The sequence below is a fragment of the Bacteroides faecis genome (assembly GCF_020091505.1).
In the GTDB taxonomy this organism is placed as follows: Bacteria; Bacteroidota; Bacteroidia; order Bacteroidales; family Bacteroidaceae; genus Bacteroides; species Bacteroides faecis.
In genome coordinates this window covers 4,458,386-4,478,659 of record NZ_CP081916.1, presented here as the reverse complement: position 1 = coordinate 4,478,659, position 20,274 = coordinate 4,458,386, and the positions used below count along the sequence as shown (strand labels likewise).

Annotated in this window: 12 protein-coding genes; 1 reads left to right on the top strand and 11 read right to left on the bottom strand. The window is 41.8% G+C overall.

The window, feature by feature from the left end; translation table 11 throughout:
* Positions 1–691 precede the first annotated feature (691 nt).
* The 5 genes from K6V30_RS17520 to K6V30_RS17500 are packed head-to-tail and all read right to left on the bottom strand — an operon-like array spanning position 692 to position 8,811.
* Positions 692–3,556: a PD-(D/E)XK nuclease family protein gene (locus K6V30_RS17520; protein ID WP_055270693.1), complete on the bottom strand. Its 2,865-nt coding sequence runs from the start codon at positions 3,554–3,556 to the stop codon at positions 692–694.
* Positions 3,557–3,589: 33 nt separating this feature from the next.
* Entirely contained in the window at positions 3,590–4,387 is a 798-nt protein-coding gene (locus K6V30_RS17515) for an energy transducer TonB (RefSeq protein ID WP_010537882.1), read from the bottom strand.
* Positions 4,384–5,010, bottom strand: a complete 627-nt coding sequence (locus K6V30_RS17510) for a radical SAM protein (protein ID WP_010537883.1) — start codon at positions 5,008–5,010, stop codon at positions 4,384–4,386. The genes K6V30_RS17515 and K6V30_RS17510 overlap by 4 nt, the downstream gene beginning before the upstream one ends.
* Positions 5,010–8,183, bottom strand: a complete 3,174-nt coding sequence (locus tag K6V30_RS17505) for a UvrD-helicase domain-containing protein (RefSeq protein ID WP_070612907.1) — start codon at positions 8,181–8,183, stop codon at positions 5,010–5,012. Before K6V30_RS17505 ends, K6V30_RS17510 begins: the two co-directional genes overlap by 1 nt.
* 19 nt (positions 8,184–8,202) lie before the next feature.
* The gene (locus tag K6V30_RS17500; protein ID WP_055270697.1) at positions 8,203–8,811 is read right to left on the bottom strand and encodes an RNA polymerase sigma-70 factor; all 609 of its coding nucleotides are present in this window, start codon (positions 8,809–8,811) and stop codon (positions 8,203–8,205) included.
* A 163-nt stretch (positions 8,812–8,974) separates the two neighbouring features.
* On the opposite strand from K6V30_RS17500, the gene K6V30_RS17495 reads away from it, so the two are divergent.
* Complete coding sequence (locus K6V30_RS17495) at positions 8,975–9,967, top strand: FecR family protein (RefSeq protein WP_055270699.1); 993 nt, start codon at positions 8,975–8,977, stop codon at positions 9,965–9,967.
* 103 nt (positions 9,968–10,070) lie between these two features.
* On the opposite strand, the gene K6V30_RS17490 is transcribed toward K6V30_RS17495, so the two are convergent.
* From K6V30_RS17490 to K6V30_RS17465, 6 genes are all read right to left on the bottom strand, one after another.
* Entirely contained in the window at positions 10,071–12,392 is a 2,322-nt protein-coding gene (locus K6V30_RS17490; RefSeq protein WP_055270701.1) for a glycoside hydrolase family 20 protein, read from the bottom strand.
* Positions 12,393–12,518: 126 nt separating this feature from the next.
* Positions 12,519–13,427: a DUF4999 domain-containing protein gene (locus tag K6V30_RS17485; RefSeq protein ID WP_055270703.1), complete on the bottom strand. Its 909-nt coding sequence runs from the start codon at positions 13,425–13,427 to the stop codon at positions 12,519–12,521.
* A 16-nt stretch (positions 13,428–13,443) separates the two neighbouring features.
* A complete protein-coding gene (locus K6V30_RS17480) occupies positions 13,444–14,625 on the bottom strand; it encodes a DUF1735 and LamG domain-containing protein (RefSeq protein ID WP_010537889.1) in 1,182 nt (393 codons plus the stop codon).
* Between the two features lie 6 nt (positions 14,626–14,631).
* Positions 14,632–15,759, bottom strand: coding sequence for a glycoside hydrolase family 18 (locus tag K6V30_RS17475; protein ID WP_022301083.1), 1,128 nt, complete (start codon positions 15,757–15,759; stop codon positions 14,632–14,634).
* A 24-nt stretch (positions 15,760–15,783) separates the two neighbouring features.
* Positions 15,784–17,325 carry a SusD/RagB family nutrient-binding outer membrane lipoprotein gene (locus tag K6V30_RS17470; RefSeq protein WP_010537891.1) on the bottom strand — a complete coding sequence of 514 codons (1,542 nt, stop codon included), beginning with the start codon at positions 17,323–17,325 and terminating at the stop codon, positions 15,784–15,786.
* A gap of 18 nt (positions 17,326–17,343) precedes the next feature.
* Complete coding sequence (locus tag K6V30_RS17465) at positions 17,344–20,166, bottom strand: SusC/RagA family TonB-linked outer membrane protein (protein WP_081030912.1); 2,823 nt, start codon at positions 20,164–20,166, stop codon at positions 17,344–17,346.
* Between the last annotated feature and the right edge of the window lie 108 nt (positions 20,167–20,274).

The following is a 20,274-nucleotide window of genomic DNA, read 5'->3' as shown; positions in this document are numbered from 1 at the left end:
GATGTACAACGTTTGAGTTAAAGATGTGCTACATTTGAATGAAAGATGTACTAGTTTTACTCATACTATTATCAGGATACTTACCGCATTCAGCCTTTTCAGTATCTCTCGCAAATGCCCTGACAGAAGGGGATAGCGGCTGAAGACTCTATTTTATAACCTGTCTCTAGTAGGCTTTGGGAGGGGGTGAGTGGTTTCAGCCCTTTCAGCCTTGACCATACATAAATTCATCGTTTATTTAGCCTATGGTTACTCTGCCTGCAAGTGATCGTCACTTAACATACGGGGTGAATTTCGTAAGCCCCGAGATGAATTTCACTCACCACCGAGATGAACTTCACTCAGCCCCGAGATAAAGGCTACTCGCCTCCGAGGTAAAAGTAAGATGGTATGCCGACTTATTTTAAATGAATAAGCCGACCTATAGTTCAGAAAAAAAAGAGGGTCTGTTTACCTCAAACAGAGGCTCTGTTTGTTCCCAATAGAACCTCTGTTTGAGGTAAACACAGGCTCTATTGAGTCAGAAATTATTAGCCTCTGAACTTTGAGTCTTCCCGACTGAAAGGGCTGAAACCGCTCCCCCCTTCTCAGAGCCTATCAGAGACAGGTTATAATATAGTGCCTTCAGCCGCTATCCCCTTCTGTCAGGGCATTTGCGAGAGATACTGAAAAGGCTGAATGCTGAATGGCTTTATCTTTTACAGATTGCCTTGAAATCACAATAAGCACATTTTTTAGTATCTTCTGTCTGTGTGAAAGGCTCATTCTCATCGAATATTTCTTCTAATAGTCTTTGCAGATGTTCGCGGAATTCATCCTCAAAAAAGGCAAAGTTGCTGACCGGGATTTTCGGTTGGCGAGGTTCTCCCATTTCAATGACCGGCGAATAGCTTTCAGAAGCAGCCCGATGGATATAAAGAAGGGAAGGAGCTACTTTCAGAGATTGCTGCCGGCTCATAATAGCAGCATACAGAAAAGTCTGGAAAATGTAGTTGGGACGACTTTCTGATGGAGTAAACAGTTGTTCAATGTTGGCAGGTGTCTTGGGACTTCCTCCGGTTTTATAGTCTACGATACGCAGAGTAGTGTCTTTGGCATCTATGCGGTCAACAGTTCCCCCTAGACGAAGGGTGATGGGACCTTGTCCGGTTTGGATCGTTATTTTCTCGGCAACTGGCTTTTCCATAGCGACCATTTCAAAGGGAGCGTATTGCAGGTCATTTCTCAGTAGTTGTTTCAGATAGGAAACAATCACTTTGGAATTGATGAGCTGCACACCATTGTATTCGGGTTTTTCTTCTGCCGGAACCTTAAAGAGTTCTTGCTTGAAAGCCAGATCCACATAGTTTTGCAGTTTGACTTCGTTGCGTAGCAGGCGTTCCAAATCTTCTTTTTGTATCATTCTCCCATTACCGGTCAGGTCTGTGTAAGCTAATTGGGCGGAGAGATGGAAGATCGTTCCAAACAATGCGGAGTCGATTTCCGCACTGACTTCGTCCGGTGCTTTTAATTTGGCTACATAACGGTAGTAGAATTTCAGCCGGCAATCGAGATAGGCGTTGAGGGCTGAAGGAGAAAGTATATATGATTGAGGACTTGAACAATCATAGGCACTGCGTAGTCGTTCGAATACTTCGGGAGTTTTCTCTATACTGATATCTGTTGTGCTTTGAGGAGATTGTCCGGCTTCGAGATACTCACGGACAATTTTGTGAGGCCCTTCTACCAGTAGTTGAAGCATGAAACGGGATTCTTCTCCACGATTCAGTCCATTGGAAGAAGTGTTATAGAGCAAAGTAATGTTTTCCGCCCGTTGTATCAGTCGGTAGAAATAATAGGCGTAGACTGCATTCTTATGTTCGATGGTGGTCATGCCGAAAGCTTTCCGAAGGTTGTAGGGGATAAAAGAAGAGTCTCCTCCGGATTTCGGTAGCTGCCCTTCGTTGAGCGAAAGAAGGATTATATTGCGGAAATCAAGGTTACGGGTTTCCAGTACTCCCATGACTTGCATGCCAATGGCAGGTTCTCCATGGAAAGGAATGTTGGAAGCGGTCAGAACCTTGCTGATCAAGCGTCTTAACGTGTCGGTACGTATGTTCAGTTCTCCGCTTTCTATCAGGCTATAGAGACGATTGATAGTAGTATAGCTCTTGAAAAGTGATTCCCGGTATAGTTGGTTGAAGATATCGCTATACTCGCTTTCTTCCCGATAGAGAAGGGAGATTTCTTTGACTAATTCCGTCAAATAATCGCATAACTCTTTGATGCCGTTTCGAGGAGTAAAGAGCTTTGCCAGAAAGTCATCCATCTTCAGTTCCGAAGGGAGCGGGTAGAAGCGGTTGGTCTTGGTCAGTTCCCGTTCTAAAGGTTCGGCATTGATGGATAGCTGCCGGGTATAAGGGTGCTTCAGTATAGCAGATACGGTTTCGTAGGTGAAGCGTCCGGTATCGCTGCGGTAGCCGTTGGTTTGTAATTCCATAGCGGCATTGATAAAACTGTATACCGGAGTTTGTGCCAGCGGGAAACCCATCGTGATGTTGACGTTCTTCACTTCTTGTGGAATGGAATGGAGTGCGGGAAGCAGCAGAGCTTCATTGCAGAGCACAACGGCGTTCTCTTTCTCTTCGTTGGTAGTGGAAAGAGTGTTATGTGCCCATTCAGGAAGAAAGCGGGCTTGTGCATTTTCAGTAGAAGCGGAGATGTAGCGTATATTTTTCGGTTTTCGCAAAGTGTCGAAACAACTTTCGGGTAATTCATTCGGAAATAGTTTCAGGTTACGGTTGATGAATTCTCCGGCTTCGTGTTTGGTAATCTGCTTGGTGTAGAAGATATCGTAATCCCAATAGAACATGGCTTTATCTGCATCTTGTAATAGTTGGAAGAATTTTGTCTCTACTTTATTGAGTACATTGAAGCCGACAAAGATATATTTGTCGTATTTCAATTGGGTGGTATCCAGTTGCTCGATTACATTGCGGTAGAGCATGCCTTCATAGGCTATTCCCAGTTCCGCTAAGTTTTCACGGTAGCGGTGGTAGATGGTGCCTAGTTTGTCCCAAAGGGAGATGAATTTCTCTTTCAGCACTGTCCGGCGTTCGATAGAGAAATTTTGGAAGAACTGCCGGATCGCCTCTTCCTGTTCTTTATCAAGAAACTCGTAATCGTCCATCAGATTCTTCAGGTCCTGTAAATTGCTGAAAAGTTTATCCGCATCAACGAGATTTTTGTCTACGTCGTCGAAATCACTGATCAGCAGTTCGCCCCAAAAATAGAAATCGTCCAGCGTTTCCTGGCTTTCTGTCTCTTCGCGGAATACTTTATATAGTTCGCAGACCAGTCGGATAGGATCACCGGCTTTCTGCACAGATAACTTCCGGAACAGGTCGCTGATACTCATTGCAGCAGGTGACCAGATGGGTTGATTGGATTCTCCTGCCAAATATTCGTTGAAGAATAAGTTGGCACGTTTATTAGGGAATACGAGTACTGTACGAGATAAGTCGTTTCCTATCTTGGCATATAAATCGTGAGCGACTAGTTGGAGAAATGATTGCATATCAATTATAGATTTTCTAGCTTATATATTTGTTTATTGTAGCCTGAACATTACGGGAATTGTGAATCGGACGGCAACTTTCGTTCCGTCATCCAGCTCTCCCGGTTTCCATTTAGGCATAAGACCGACAATGCGTAATGCTTCTTTGTCTAAATAGGGATCTACACCACGCACCACTTTAGGCTGAATAATATTTCCTTCTTTATCAACGATAAATTGAACGATGACGCGACCTTGAGCGCCCAATTCTCCTTGAGCTATTTCTTTCGGATAATTTATATTTTTAGTGATAAACTTCATCAGTTCTTGTGCTCCTCCGGGAAATTCGGGCATGACAGCAGCCACTTCCAATACGTCGGCAAGCGAGTCTTTTACTGTTATTATATCGCCTGATATAGGAGTGATCTCAATTAATCCCTGTTCTTGGGGTAGCTCAGGTAATTCTTGTTTGTTTACTGTATCTCTCTCTACCATAGGTATAGTATCCTCTATAGGAGTCGGGCATACTTCTCCAAACATTACACTTGTATTGGCGGAGTCACTGATAGTTTCCTGATTACTTCCTTTATTAGGGGAACTACTACAGGAAGTCATCGGTGCCATTGCTACCAAGCCGGCAGATATCCCTAATATAGTTATAGCTTTCCCGGCCATCCGTTTACGTTCCAGTTGTTGCTCTAAATAGCGTACTTCTGCTTCGCATTTGGGACATGTGCCCAGACAATCTCCTTGATATTGACACTCGGAAGTAATGAACTCAATATCGTTGGCTTCTGCTATTTGTCTGCGGATATCCTTTAATATCTTGCAGGTTTGTTTTCCTCGTTTCATGGCTGGTAAGTATTAAGTGTTTTATATGTAAACCGATCGAACTGGGTGATACCCATTTCTTTTAGAAGACGGATACTGTTGTCTACGTCACTCTCTGAATTATACACGGGAATGATGGGGGTACGAACAATGATTTGCTCATTTTTTCCATGCTCAATTAAATAATGAAGATTATTCAGCACCTTTTCATTTTCTTTTCCGGTGTATTGCTGGTATATATCATTATTGATGTCCTTGATATCGATGATATAATAATCAATGACAGGTAATAGTTTCTCTATATTCTCTTGTGGTACATTGAGTGATGATTCTACGGAAAGTTGCCATTCCTGTCCACAGAGCTGACGGAATTCATAAATAAAATCACTTTGCAAACAAGGTTCTCCACCTCCGAAAGTGATTCCTCCATGAGTGGCGAGAAAGTATAATTCATCCAGTCTGACTTCCTCATAAAGTTGCATGCAGTCATAGTGCTTCCATATGCCTTCCGAATGCAGAGATTGCGGATTGAGGCAATACTTACAACGCAATGGACAACCATGGAAAGCCACAAGTGTAGTAACTCCCTCACCATCAGTAGTGAGCCGATGACGACTGATTCCTATGAGCGGTGCCGTCTTCATTATTTCACTTTTACAATTAGTCCTTCATCCACATACCACAGATAGCCTGTGATATTTTTATATCCCATCTTAGTAAGTAACTGCATGTACCCTTTAACCTGTTTATTGTATTGGAGGTTTTCTTTTCCGAATTTGAAGTCAACTACCACTACTTGTCCGTCTTTCATCATTACACGGTCAGGACGTCGGGTCTGTAAAGCCCCTTTTTCTTTGTAAATGATAGCACATTCGTTAAACAAGGTCCATTCCCCTGAATACCAGTCTTGAATTTCCGGAGAAGAAAAAGCTTTGTGAGCCACTTCACGTATTTCTTCTGCTTTTTCGTTGCTGCCGATGACCCCTTCGAAAATCAGACGTTCGATAGCCGGATCAATGTCTTTTGCCGTTTCAATGGCGGAAAATAGTGTGTGCAGCATACGCCCCCGGTTGATAAAACGGTCGTCCGATTCTTCTTCTTCGATTCCCTGAATGAAATCAGCGGAACGGTTGGATTGCCGGAATTCAATATCATGACGCATAGATTCCATGCGGACGGGTAATTTCTCAGGTTTTTGAGTTAGTTTGTTAGTCGAAGTTTTTGCTTTTTCTTCTTCCGAAGGACATAGTTCTCCTTGCTCATAACAATCTTCTTCCCAATCAGTACCTTCTTTGAGGGCAACTACAGGCAGCGTATTGGCTAACAGTTCGGACATGGTGCCTTTTTGACCTTTTTTACTCCATATGATAAGATTCTTTCCGGCACGGGTAAAGGCTACATAAAGCAAGTTGAGATTGTCCACCCACAGTTGAAGACGTTCCTGCAAATAATCGTTCCCGTAAATGGACTCGGCCATTTGTGTCGAGTAATTGATTGGAAGGATGTCCATGTCATTAAACGGAGCCTCTTGAGGAGCACACCATACCAGTTGGTTATTCGTTTCATTTTCCAGTTTCCAATCGCAGAAAGGGAGGAGTACTGTATGAAATTCCAATCCTTTGGATTTGTGGATGGAGAAGATCCGGATACCTTCCACTTCACCGCTGGGAATAGTTTTGCTGCATAGTGTCTCGTCCCAGTAGCGGATGAAACTGTCAAGCTCAGAGGAATTACTTTGCAAATAATCCGTCACGGCATCGAAGAAGGCAAACAGATAGGCATCTTGTTCTTTGATGTGCCCCATCTCGAAGATGCTGAATAGTTCTTCCAGTAATTCGTAGAGAGGCATGAAACGGAGTTCTCTTTGCTTTTCGAGAAATACGGATGGCAGATAGTTCTCTATTGGAAGAAGCAGGAGCGTATTCCAGTCCATATTCTTCTGCAAAACTTCATTTTGGTAGGCTATTGCCAGTTGGGCCCGGGCTATCTTATTGTTTTCATCGGACAGATAACGCAATGCGTCTATCATCATACAGATGGCGAGAGAGGCATCGAGGCGAAAGGCTTCGTCTGATACGATTTTATAATGTAACTCTTTGTCGAAATAGTCTGCGATACGGGGAATACTTTTGTTCTTTCGTACAAGGATCGCTATGTCATTCAATCGTATACCGGAAGAGAGTAAGTGTTCTACTTCTTCCCCCAGACTAATTAATGTCTGTTCGATGTAGTCGTGTGTTTCGTCCGGTTCCAGAAAAGTAGCTTTGACATATCCCTTTTGCATACTTCGGGGGGATTCTTGTACAACATCGGCATAAGCCTTTTGTAAGTCATCGCAATCTTTGCCCAATTGTTGTTTGTAGACACCGTTCAGGTAATCTACAGCGGCAGTAAATATATGATTGTTGAATCGGATGACATTGGTTTCACTTCTTCGGTTGGTAGCCAGTGTTTTTACTTTAATAGGAAAGTGCTCAATGCGGTCATTCAGACCATTAAGAATTCCCCAGTCACCGTTTCGCCAGCGATAGATTGACTGTTTGACATCTCCTACTATCAGGCTGTCTGCTCCTTGTGAAAGACCTTCAAGCAACAGTAGCTTGAAGTTTCCCCATTGCATTCGGCTGGTATCCTGAAACTCGTCAATCATGACATTGCGGATGTTGGTTCCTATCTTCTCGAATACGAAGGAAGAATCTCCATCCTTGACCAGTTGATGTAACAAGGCATTGGTATCTGACAGAAGGAATCGGTTGTTGTCATGGTTCAGTTGGCGTACCTCCTCATCGATATTGGCGAGCAGCTGCACTTTGTTGAGATGTTGCAGGGAAAGCCGGCAACTGTTTAATAAAAGATTGTTTTTAGAACGTAGTTTTTCTGCATCTTCCAGTATCTGTATCAAACTGGAATTTGCCAGATCTATAATATCGGTATAACGGGGAGAGGTTTTTGTCGCCCAGTTCTTGGCGTCATCCAGACATTTCTCAACAGTCGCGTTACGAATGTCATTGCTTAGAATGCCATTATTCAATTTGCGGAAATAACTGCCTATTCCCCGTGAACCGTTTTTTAATTCATCGGCAGTCAGGGCGTGCCCTTCTAACTCTCCTTCAAACTGCTCGTAGAATCCTTTCATCTGCTCCAGTATCTCTGTTTCAAGAGCTTTCAGTTGCTTGCGGTATTCTTTGATAGTATCCGGATTACGGAGGCGTTGACGAAGACCTTCTCCTTTTTCTATATATCCTTCATCGAAGATGTTACGTCCAAAGTTTTTGACTTCATCCGATACATTCCAACGTTTGTCATCGGCTATTCGTTCATTAATGTAGTCCAACAGCCACGCGAGGACAGAAGAGGTAGGACCTAATTTCTCAATCATGCTATCCACTGCATCGCTGAGTACTTCTGCGTTGTTCAGTTCGATGTTTAAATTCGGACTGAGTTCCAGTTCGCGTGCCAGATTGCGCATGACGGACTGAAAGAAAGAGTCAATGGTCTCTACGCGGAAACGGCTGTAATCATGCAGCATAAATCCGAGAGCAATTCCTGCCGCTTCCCGTATTTCCAGTTCTGTTTTTCCTGTTTCTTCTTTGATACGGTTCAAGTAGGCTTCGGAATCTTTATCACCGATCTGAATACCGTATAGTTGGCTAAGGATACGTTCCTTCATTTCAGCTGTCGCCTTATTGGTAAAGGTAACGGCGAGTATCTGCCGATAGGCGCGTGGATTAAGTATCAGCAATTTTATATATTCTACGGCGAGGGTAAAGGTTTTGCCTGAACCTGCCGAGGCTTTATAGACTAGGAGTTCGCTCATGCTTTTAGTATGAATTGTTTCATGATTGTTTGAATATATTAGGCCCGAAATAAAGAATGAATAAAGGCAAATAGTCTTTTAAGGCAATACGTAACAGCTTTAATGCTTGTCCGATACGATAGTTGACTGTTTGGGGAGAGACGTTCAACTTCTCTGCAATTTCTTTATGAGTCAACCGGTGACTACGATTCATTTCGTATGCTTCACGATAATCTTTGGGAAGTTGCTTCAAGGCATTCTCATAAAGACGGAATAACTCATTTTCCAGATAAAAGTCAGGATTATCGAATTCTTTCTCGTATTTCTCTGTAATTTCCTGATGTACCTTACGCTTGATTTCAAAATGCGAAATACGGTTCAGGGCCTTGTTTTTCACGATAGTAAAAAGAAGCGTTTTCAATGTCAGCTCTTCTAGAAGGCTACAACGGTTTTCCCATAACCACATCATTGTGTCCTGTACAATCTCCTCAATCTCCTCTTGTTCGCTGACATATTGCGAACAAAAAGCACATAATCTACTGAAATAGTGCTTGTAGACAGCGTCGAATACATATTCTTCGCCTGCCTTTAAGGCAGTGATGATAGATTTATTATTGTTAATATCTAGGTATATAGGAGGTTGTTGCATTCTTCATTATTTTTTATGCAGAGCAAAAATAATGAAAGCAATGAAAGAAACGAAATAAAACGGGAGAAAATATTTTTTTCTTTTTTAGTTTAGTATCTTTGCGCTGTCAACTGTATTAATAACAGAGGTATTATATTTTTTTATAGTAAAAGGATGATTGAACATGGATGAATCTATCTTGGTGAACTACTTGCGGGGAGGAAGCAATGACGAAGAATGTCGGCAGGTAGAATTGTGGTGTGAAGAAGCATCGGAAAACCGACAAATACTAGAGCGACTTTATTATACCCTTTTTGTAGGCGACCGTATGGCAGTGATGGATGCTGTAGACACAGAAGCTTCACTGACGAAGTTTAAGTCGCTCGTACGTGAAAAGGAGAAAAAAGCCAAGCGAAGAAGTATATCGGTTCGATGGGGACGTTATGCGTCCGCGGCAGCCGCTTTTCTGGCAGGTCTTGTTTTCGCAGGTGGAATTGCGTGGGGATTGCTTTCCAATAAACTTTCTGATTATACAGTGATGACTACCGGCGGACAGAGAGCGCAAACAGTACTTCCGGACGGTAGTAAGGTTTGGCTGAATGCATCTACGAAGCTTATTTACCGTAATTCTTTCTGGAGTACGGATCGTCAGATTGATTTGTCGGGTGAAGCTTATTTTGAGGTGGCTCGTGATAAGCATGCTCCTTTCATTGTTAATACTAAGCATATTAAGACCTGTGTGTTGGGTACAAAGTTTAATGTACGGGCACGTGAAGAAGAGGATAGGGTAGTGACTACTTTGTTGCAAGGTTCTGTAAGAATGGAATCTCCGCGAACCGTAAATAATGGATACTTGCTGAAGCCGGGACAAACGTTGAACATTAATACAACAACTTATCAGGCTGAATTGATAGAATATGCCGAGCCGACTGAAGTTCTGCTCTGGATTAACGGAAAGCTGAAATTCAAGCAGCATTCATTGCTGGAGATTACAAATATCATGGAGAAACTGTATGATTTGAAGTTTGTGTATGATGACGAGAGTTTGAAGGTTGAACGTTTTACCGGCGAATTTTCTACAGATAATCTTCCAGACGAGATATTGAATGTGTTGATGCATACAAATCACTTCAGTTATAAGAAGGAAGGGCGGATTATTCGATTGTCTAAAAAATAAAGAGATATAGAGAGAATGTTTAAAAAAGGTATGTCGCTGAATGGCATACCTTTTTTATTTGAACTTATCGGAGATCCTTTAACAGCAACTCTTTTCTTAGGTTTTATTCCAACCCTATTTCATCTACGAATATAAATGCGGGTCTTCCTTTTCCCCAGTGCCATGTCGGTATGTCATATTCCGGTCGGGCTATTATTTTCACATAATGTGCCTGCACTGTATCAAAAGATAGTTCATGGGTATAAATACCATTTCTATCTTCCTTACTGGCAACAGGGTAAACTTCAGATTTTATTTCTTTGTATCCTTTCCCATCGTTTGATATGGCTACGGAAAGTTCGCGCAAATCGAGAATTTCTTCTCCTATTTCGGCATAAGTGCGTACCCATGCTTTGCTTATCGGAGTCTCCTGCTGTAAATCAATTACTGCTTCAAGGTCATTCTGATAGAATGCAATCCATCGTCCGGTACGATAATTTCTGCTGCCTGCCAACCCGTCAATTAGTGTGTTTTTTCCTTCGAATTTATACTTTTCATTGATGGGCTGTAGCATCGTTACTGGCTTCATAGTAGCTTTATTGAATTTAACTTCCTCTTTCAACACTGTACTTGTACCGTTTGGACGGATGGTGATTGCTTTCAATGTGCAGCTTTGATTAATTCTCAACGTATCTGTATATACGTTGGAACCGGCAGTAGGCTCATTGCCATCGAGGGTATAATAAATCGGAGCATTATCAATAGTAGATAGGACCACATTCAGTATATTGGCTTTTGTGTCAGGAATGTATTGGGATTTTACTTGAAAAATATGTTTGGCATAATTATAGTAGTTCAGATCATAGATGGTAATCAGTCCGGGCAATCGTTTCAGGAAATCTGCATAGTCTTTCTTCTCCGGCATAGTCCATTGTACTTCTGATAATGCAGCCATACGGGGTAATTCCATATATTCTACTTGGCTGTAAGTAGGAATATATTCCGTCCATAAATTGGCTTGTACTCCTACGATGTATTTTGCTTCTTCGGAAGTGAGTGTCTGAGGTACCGGTTTGTAGCTATATACTTTTTCCAAAGGTACATATCCGCCAATGGCAGGTGGTTCATTGTCTGTATCCATGGTCTGATAGTAGTCGAAGTACAGGAATAAACTGGGAGTCATGATCGCGTCGTGTTTGTGTTTTACAGCTTCAATTCCTCCTTCTATACCTCTCCATGACATGACAGTGGCATTAGGTGCCAATCCTCCCTCCAGTATCTCTTCCCAGCCGATGATCCGACGTCCTTTACCGTTAAGGAACTGCTCCGCATAATTGATGATGTAACTCTGTAGTTTCTGTTCGGCTGTATGATTTTTATCGGCTTTCAATCTTAGTTCTTTGATACGTGCCTGACATTTTGGACACTTTTCCCAGCGTATCTTCGGGCATTCATCTCCGCCAACGTGAATATATTCGGAAGGGAAGATATCTACCATTTCACTTAAAACGTCTTCTATAAATAGCAGAGTCTTGTCATTTCCCGCACATAACACGTCCTCCGATACTCCCCACATTTTCCATACTTCATAAGGACCGCCTGTACAACCCAATTCGGGATAAGCAGCAAGTGCGGCTTGCATGTGTCCCGGAAGATCTATTTCCGGTATTACCGTGATATGGCGTTCTTGGGCATATCTTACAATATCTTTGGCTTCGTCTTGTGTGTAAAATCCACTATAGGGAACGTCGTCGTATTCTCCGGAATTGTGCCCGATGACTGTTGCTGAACGTTTGGAACCTATAGTCGTGAGTTCCGGACGTTTTTTTATTTCGATTCTCCATCCCTGATCATCTGTCAGATGCCAGTGCAGACGATTGATATTATGTAAGGCCATCATATCAATGAAACGTTTAATGGAGTCGATAGGGAAGAAGTGGCGTGAAACGTCTAAATGTACTCCGCGATAGGAGAAACGTGGATAGTCGTTAATTTCGACACCAGGAAGGCTTATATCTCCTTTGTTTGTTGCCGGAAGTGACTTTCGTAATGTCTGTATACCATAAAAAGTACCAGCTTCTGAGGCTCCCCTAATAATTATATTATCCGGAGTTACTTTCAACTGGTATGCTTCAGCATTGTCTGTATTCAGTCCCGTTGTTAATGTAATAACGTTCGATGTAATCTGTTCATCGATAACTTTCAGCTTTTTGCCGGACATCTGACGAATGTATGTCGCCAGTAGGTTGGCATTTTGCTGCATTTCATCGTTGCCTTTCGGATAAACAATAGAAGTCCGGTCGTTCAGTACAAAATTACCAGTACTGATTTTGATTTCCTGGGGCAGAGGAATGATTTCATAATTTGCCTGTTGGATGACTTCTGAAGAACAGGAAAATAACCCACCGCATAAAAGAATAGCTCCTAATAGATGATGTTTTCTCATTTTATCTAATTTATGTTTGTCAAAGGTTGATTTTAGCTCTATATAAAACAAGAGCAAACTTATACATTTTCCTTGTAAGTTTGCTCTTGTCTGTTTTTTAATTGATGGAAAACTTATTCCACATGTTTATTCCCATGCATAGATATAGAATTTTGTGATATCTACACGGCTGGGAACAGTAACCATCTGATATTTCAGGTAACGTGTCTTAATCCGTTCATCAAAAGTGATGGTTTGGTTTCTTCCTTTCGTGTCCCATTGTCCGATAGACGTCCACTTGTCTCCATTTTCAGAGGAGAATATTTCCACTTTTGAAGGAGCATATCCGGCTCCCCAATGGGTAGTTTGAATACCTGTGACTGTTTTTACTTCTTTAAAGTCAACTGTCAGCCAAAAAGGTACTCCATTCGTGGCAACGTCATTGCTTCCTGTTCCTGCAACGGAGTTTGATTCTGCATTTTCTACTCCTTCCATAAAGGTGAATATCCAGTCTTTGGCATTGGTCAGCAATACACTTTCTTTTTTCTTTTCTGCAGTTTTAGAGATTTTCAGGATGATTTCCTGATAATATGCTGCATTTGCGACTTCCGACGATGTAGACTCAATATCTGTGATCTTGATTTTCAACGTATAGTCAAGGGCTTCTTTGGTGCTTTCCAGATACTTCCAGTCTGTAATACTTAAGGTAATCGGCTCTGAGGCTGTAGAACCACCTTTTATCACTAGATTTTTATCACTCAGATTGATCTTGTCTGCATCAATTCCATCACAAGTAACACTGTAGCGCACATTTATATCCTGAGCAATGGCTTTTTGTGTTGTAGCCATAAACTGAAACTCAACACTGCCTTCAATACCTTCTTCTTCAACATGTTTCAGTGTGAATGAAGGAGTCGGCTGCAAATAATCTGCCGGTAATAAAGAAACGTAACTCATATCCCATTCATTAACCGAATCATCATCACTGCAAGATGAGAAGAAGGGAATCATTGCACTCATGAGCGCAATGATTATAGATTGAAATACTTTATTCATAGTAATTATATTAATTTTATTTCCATGGAGTAGCTTCATCCGTAGACAGAATCTTATCTATCCACACTGGAGTGACTGTTGTGGTAATAGTATGTCCTTTGCCGGTAGCATCTTCAAATACATTACCTTTACCTTCATTGAATCTCCAATAAGCTTCTAATCCCGGAGATTTCGGGCTTGTGATAGTCATGTTATTCTGAATCTGAATTTCCGACCGGCATACGGACCAAATACGAGCTTCGCTCACCAATATCTTACATCCGCTCCACCAGCTACCGCCACTAAACCAACTCATACTACCAAATATACAAGGTCCGCCGGCAACGTCTTTTGAGCCTCCGTCTTTACCGTTAATGTAGATACGATATTTGGAACCATTGTATGTCACAGCAAGGTGTTGCCACTTATTAGGTTCGAAAGAGTAGGTCGGATTCAGATAGGTTTCGTGAGTCTGAATCTGAACCAATGAGTGAGCCTTGTGGTCATTATTATCGCTTTGCGGGTCTTCGAAACGTAATAACAAGCTCTTACCGTCGCTACCGGATGTGCTGAATACTGCACGGTTACGATTGGCGGTATTGCTGACCTGGAAACGTACTTCGACAGTAAATTCATTGTAAGTTTCGGGAGCTTCTGAGAATTTCTTGGCTACGAGTTCTGTGCTTCCGACAAACTGTGGAGCAGAGAATTCCATTATGCTATTGGCCAGAATCACCAGACTGCCGGTAACGGGCATTACGTCAATGCTGCCCTGTTTAGCTACCAAACGCACAGGTAAAGCATATGATTCGCCGGATGCGTTCATCTCTTCAGAGAATGCTTTAATGTGTATGGAAATGGGATCTGCGTTATAGGCACCTGCCTTTATCGTTATATTGTCCGGAAGGGTGTAATGAGTTTCCGGCAATGCGATATAGTTGGTACCATTAGCTTTGTTGTATGCGTCAAGAGCCGCCTGATCTATTGTCAGGCTGTAGCTGTTATCTTTTTGTTGTGTATTGCTGATATGAGCATTCAGAGTCACATTAGTTTCACCGCTGCCCATGACAGTCACTTTAGTGCTTGATGCAGTTAAAGCTTCTTCGAAAAAGACATGTGTATCCAATGTGCTATAATTCGCATCATCACAGCCAATCCATGTACCGCCTGCAATAAGCGATATCAGCAAGAAGTTTCTTATGTTCTTAATCTGTTTCATAGTGAATTAATATTTAATTAACGGTTTGGTAGAAGGATTCATAATTTGAATAGCTTTGCGTAGATTCTTGTATTCCGGGTTTGTCGGATACTCCGCTTCCATATGATAGCTTCCTACTCCGCCTTTACGGAAACCGTTTTTCGGTTGCCAGCGTGCCATTCCTTCCAAGGATTTCATGCTGTTACCATAACGGTCGATATAAGGATATCCACCATCCATTGCAGCATCTACGGCTTCAAAGTTTTCGGTCATGATGGTCATTTTTGTGATTTGTTCTTCGGACATTACACTGCCGTAGGTCTGAACAAGTCCCGGACCTGCCACACCGCCATCAATCAGTCGTTTGTCCAGGTTGTTGTCATTACCGGGTTTATAGGCCTGAATGATAAAGTAATCAAAGTAAGGACCTACATCGGGTCTGTTCTTTATACTTTGTGGTTCGCCGTCGATGATCAATAACTTGCCGGTTCCGGATTTAGGACCGAAGTATTTGCCAAGTTCGTCTACAAATATGAACATTCTGTCATCATCGTCTACAATGTTACCCGAATTACCATAATTGGGTTCGTAGTCAATGTCAAAACCGTCATATCCATATTTATTGATTGTATCAGCAATTGCACTCGCATATTTGCGGATGGATGCTTCAACTGCCTCTTTATTGGACTCATCGGAAGGCCACCCCCAGAAGTCATTCACAGCCTCCTGTTGACTGGCAAATCCCATTGATTCCCAATTGTCATATATATGTTGCGGAGTGATCTGTGTACCTACGGAAGTGATAATAAAGCACATAGTGAAACGAGTTCCTTTTACCTGCTGGCAGAATTGAAGGTCTTTCTTTTGTGCTTCTGTGATATTCGACCAGTTTCCCCAAATAGATACAACGTCTACGCTATCAGGTATTCCCGCCATGCTATTAACCAATGAAGCACCTTCGCCTGTCCAGTTGCCGAACCATCCGAAAGCTTTTGGATGATCAGACTTTTTATATGCACGCAAGGCTGCATAATATTCTTCAGAGGGACCTTCGAAGTAATCTTTCGCTTCTGATTCTGTCCAGTCATTACAACTCACCCATATCGGGGTGCTCAATGCTAACAATAAAAAATATAGTAAATAATTCTTTTTCATATTAACTTTAGTTAGGAGGTTATATTAATTTGTTTTTCCCCATGACAAATCTGTGGCTTCATTGTCCGGACCACCATTTCTCAGATACGAGACACCTTGCTGGTAGTTATTATGATTGTTCTGTACTTCCGTATAAGGGAATCTCAGGCGACGCATACCTCGTTTGCTATCTACTCCGGATGGAGACAGATTATCGATGCAAGGATAGAGCTCTGGATAACCGGTGCGGCGGTATTCAGCCCATGCTTCTAGTCCCAATGGATAGTTGGCTATCCATTTCTGAGTAATGATACGTTGAAGATTTTCTTCTTCATTGTCATTCCAGGCAACAGCAACTGTGTTGGAGATGGTGTATGCATGACCTCTGGGATCATTATTATGTGATACAACCGGTTTTTCCGTATTGGTCAGATAGTTGTCAGGCATCGTTGTTCCGTATTGTTCCATGGAGAGTTTGATTCCTTCTTCATAGTACTCTTTAGCTGATTTGCTGCCTACAGACCAGTTCTTTAATTTGCCTTCTGCACGAAGGAATGCAGTTTCGGCAGCGCAGAATACCAGTAGCTTGGAAGTACCTGCAATAGCCGGTATAGAATAACCTGCAACGTCACTTTTGGCAAAACCATCTTCTCCGGAACGCATACCCACATATTCCTGAGTATGACCAGTGAAAGTTGAATGATTAAAATACTTAGACATACGTGGATCGTTGTAGCCATTCATGTAATCAACGATATTAGCGTTAACACGCAAATCACCCCAACTTACAGCAGCCAATTGGTATGGGTTTGTCTGTGAGCCGCAATCCATCATAGCATTGTCATTATTCGCTTCAATCAACCCGGCTTCATGAGCTACAGCAGCTTCTGCGTTCTCTTTTGCCATCTCCGGATATGCTGTGCTAATGCGGATAGCAACTCTCAGTCGCATAGAATTTGCTAATCTTGCCCAATTGGCATAATTGCCGCTGAATACGGGGTCGTTGCTGGCGAGAGGGGCATTACCATTAGTGTCTTTATAATAGTTGTAGAGTACGTTTGCAGCACTTGCAAAGTCTTCCATTATATTCTTGTAGACTTGTTCTTCTGTGTCATAAGCTACATAGAAGTTACCTTTTTTCACTTGGCTGTAAGGCATCGGACCGTAACAATCGGCAACACGCAACATAGTTATGGCCCGTATCATACGTGCAAAAGCATAATAATGACCGCTTTCATTGGTTGCTTCCTGTATCTGAAAGAAATTACCGTATATTTTCTCGAAATTGGTATTCCAGGGACCTGCATTCCAGGCATCGCTTTGATTGAATGTGCCGAAATTAGTACCACTCCATACATTCGCACATGTCAGATAGCCTCCTAGTTGACCTACCATCTGATCCATCATCTGTGAGTCATTCTGCTGAATGTTTACAATCGTCTCAATCATTGACTTCATCAAAGTAGAAGGATCAGCTTCATGAATCTGGAATTGATTGGTGTTGTATTCTTCAAAATTACCAGTACAACTCCCGGCAACTAATGCCAAAGCAGTACCGACTGTTATATTTCTTAGATATTTCTTCATAATAATTTTCTCATTAATTTAGAATTGTACTTTCACATTAAATCCTATATTGCGCATGCTCGGTTGCATAAAGTAATCCACATTCATATAGTAATTACTTGACGTAGAAGCTGACAACTCTGGGTCAAACGGTGCTTTACAATAGATCATCCACAGGTTACGTCCCACAAGACCGAAAGTCACGTTGGCGACATTGTTCAGCCATTTCTTGGGAAGTGTATAACTAAGGCTAAGTTCCTGGAGGCGGACATTGGTAGCACTGTATAAATAATATCTTCCATAACCACCTTCACCGGTACCGATAGTCTGAAAGTATTTCTGTGTATCGACTTTTCCGTTATTCATTGGTACACCTTTATTGTCACGCGCATTGGCTGTAATACTTGATACACCATAGTAGTCAAGAACACCTTGTGTGGCTGAATATGCCAACCCACCTACACGTGCGGAAAGAACGACTCCCAGATTGATACCTTTATATGTGAAATTGTTTGTCCATCCTAAATTATAGTTGGCATTCAAGTTTCCGACTTTGGTAGGAGTCTCTGCTGTATGCATGCTAAGTCCTCCGGTTTGAGAATCTACTTTTATGTTTCCGTTATTATCTTTGGTCAATTCATTGTATACATAGATATCAGTCATTGTACCTCCTTCTGTTAAGATCACCCGGGGAGCCACATTCTCTTTACCGAGCCATCCTACAGGCATGTTCGGCATGTCAATCAGTTCGCCTGTTACGGGATTGGTGCTACCACCTGCCAGACGTTTCACTTTATTACGGTTTAGGGTGAATGTAGCATTTGAGGCCCATCTGAATCCTCCCCATTCGTCAGTAAAGCCAAGTGCCAGCTCAATTCCCTGATTTTGTACGTTACCAGTTTGTACAATAGCCTTATTATATCCGGAGGAAGAAGGAATATCTACTTTAAATGTTTGGTTCAAAGTATTGGAACGATAATAGGTTGCGTCCAGATTAAAGCGATTTTCCCAAAATTTTAAATTCAAACCGATTTCCCATGATTTGGTCTTTTCAGGTTTCAGATTATTCATTGGATAAACTGTCGGGTTTGCCCAGTTATGAGTCTGGCTGTTGTATTCATATCCCGGGTTAGTCAGGTAACGGTCGAAAGAAGAGGCTACAACAGTGTAAGACCCACGTACTTTTGCATAAGATATGATTTTAGGCAGAGCAAACATTTCTGTCAGTACAGCCGATAAGCCGACAGATGGGTAGAAGTATGAAGACTGATTGGAGAAAGCCAGTTTGGAATCCCAATCATTACGTCCGGTCAACGTGAGGTAAAGTTGACTTCTCCATCCTAATTCGACATTAGCGAATATACTTTGTACTTCGTCATCGTATCCGTCCGGTAGTGGTTTATAGTTTGCAGCGTAATTAATATTATTCAGTGCAAAGAAGTTAGGGATTATCAGGTCACCTGCAAAGCCGATTGTCTGCATGGAAGTGTGATAAAGTGACATACCGATATTGGTATTTAGACGGAAATCTCCGAATGTTTTATCAACAGTAGCCAGTACGTCAGTATATAAAGAACGTTCCTGGCGCATAGCATCTTCAAAGCCACCGTTAACAGAACAGAAAGTAGCAAGCGTTGAAGCATATTTCTCTGTTTTGTTACGATAGTCCGAATTATCCAGATTTACGCGTCCGGTGATATTTAACCAGTCTGTAATTTTCCATTTTAGGGAGGCATTCAACATATAACGCTTTTTGTCAGAGGTACGTCTGATACGGTTTTGAGTCCAGTATGGATTCTGCAATGACAATCCACCGTCGCCATAAGGCCAGTATTGTTTCATGAATCCGTAATTTGTATCGTAACGTTCGTACAGACGAATTTCATCAAAATTATCTCCGCGTGGAAATAGATACAAAGCGGGTAGGGGGTTGTAGTATTGTCCCTGAGATACCATGTTGGTATTATTCTGTATGATGTATTGTGCACCGATATCCAGTGTCAACTTATCATTCAGGAAGTTAGTAGTATTACGTGCGGTAAAGTTATAGCGGTTGTAGCTGTTATTGGGCAAAATACCATCTGAATTTGTCGTAGAAGCTGAGAAGTAAGTCTGATTTTTATCGCTTCCTGTCGATAATGTAATGGAGTTTATGATATTACTACCGGTATTGAAGAAGTCTTTCGGATCATATCTTTTATCTGTCAGATCTCCCCAGCTGAACAAGCCTGAACTTGTTCCGTATCTGTTCTGCATCTCAGGCATAATATATGCCTTGGAGAAGGTCGTACTATTGGAAACAGTAAGTGATATCTTTTCTTTTTTCCCTTTCTTTGTGTTAACCAGGACTACTCCATTGGCTGCGGCAGAGCCATAAAGGGCAGCAGCTGACGGTCCGGTCATCATACTTATACTTTCTATATCGTCCGGGTTTAAGTCTGCTACTGCATCAGAACCACCCATTGATCCGTACTGACCGTCACCACCACTTGAACCAGTGTTAAACATAGGTACACCGTCAATCACATATAAAGCATTGTTATTCTTGGTCAATGACTTCATACCACGCATTATAACACGTGTAGCACCACCGGCACCTGTAGCACCGCTGCTTATCTGCACACCGGCTACTTTACCTGCAAGCGAATTGATAAAGTTGGCATCTTTCACCGCTGTTAAAGTTTCTCCCTTTACTTGCTGTACATTATAACTCAACGCTTTCTGTTCACGCTTAATACCCAATGCGGTTACAACTACTTCTTCTAATGTTTGAGTATCTTCTCCCATCACTATTTTTAGTGGTTGTGTATTAGCTAATGTGATTGATTGGGAGATATGCGGAGTAGTATGAGAGAAGAACATCTCATACTAAATATAACCATTAATATTTGTATTTGATAATTCATATATTTGTGTAAATATATGAATTGTTGAGTGGATAGTTCTGTCTCTTTATTTATGTTGTTATTA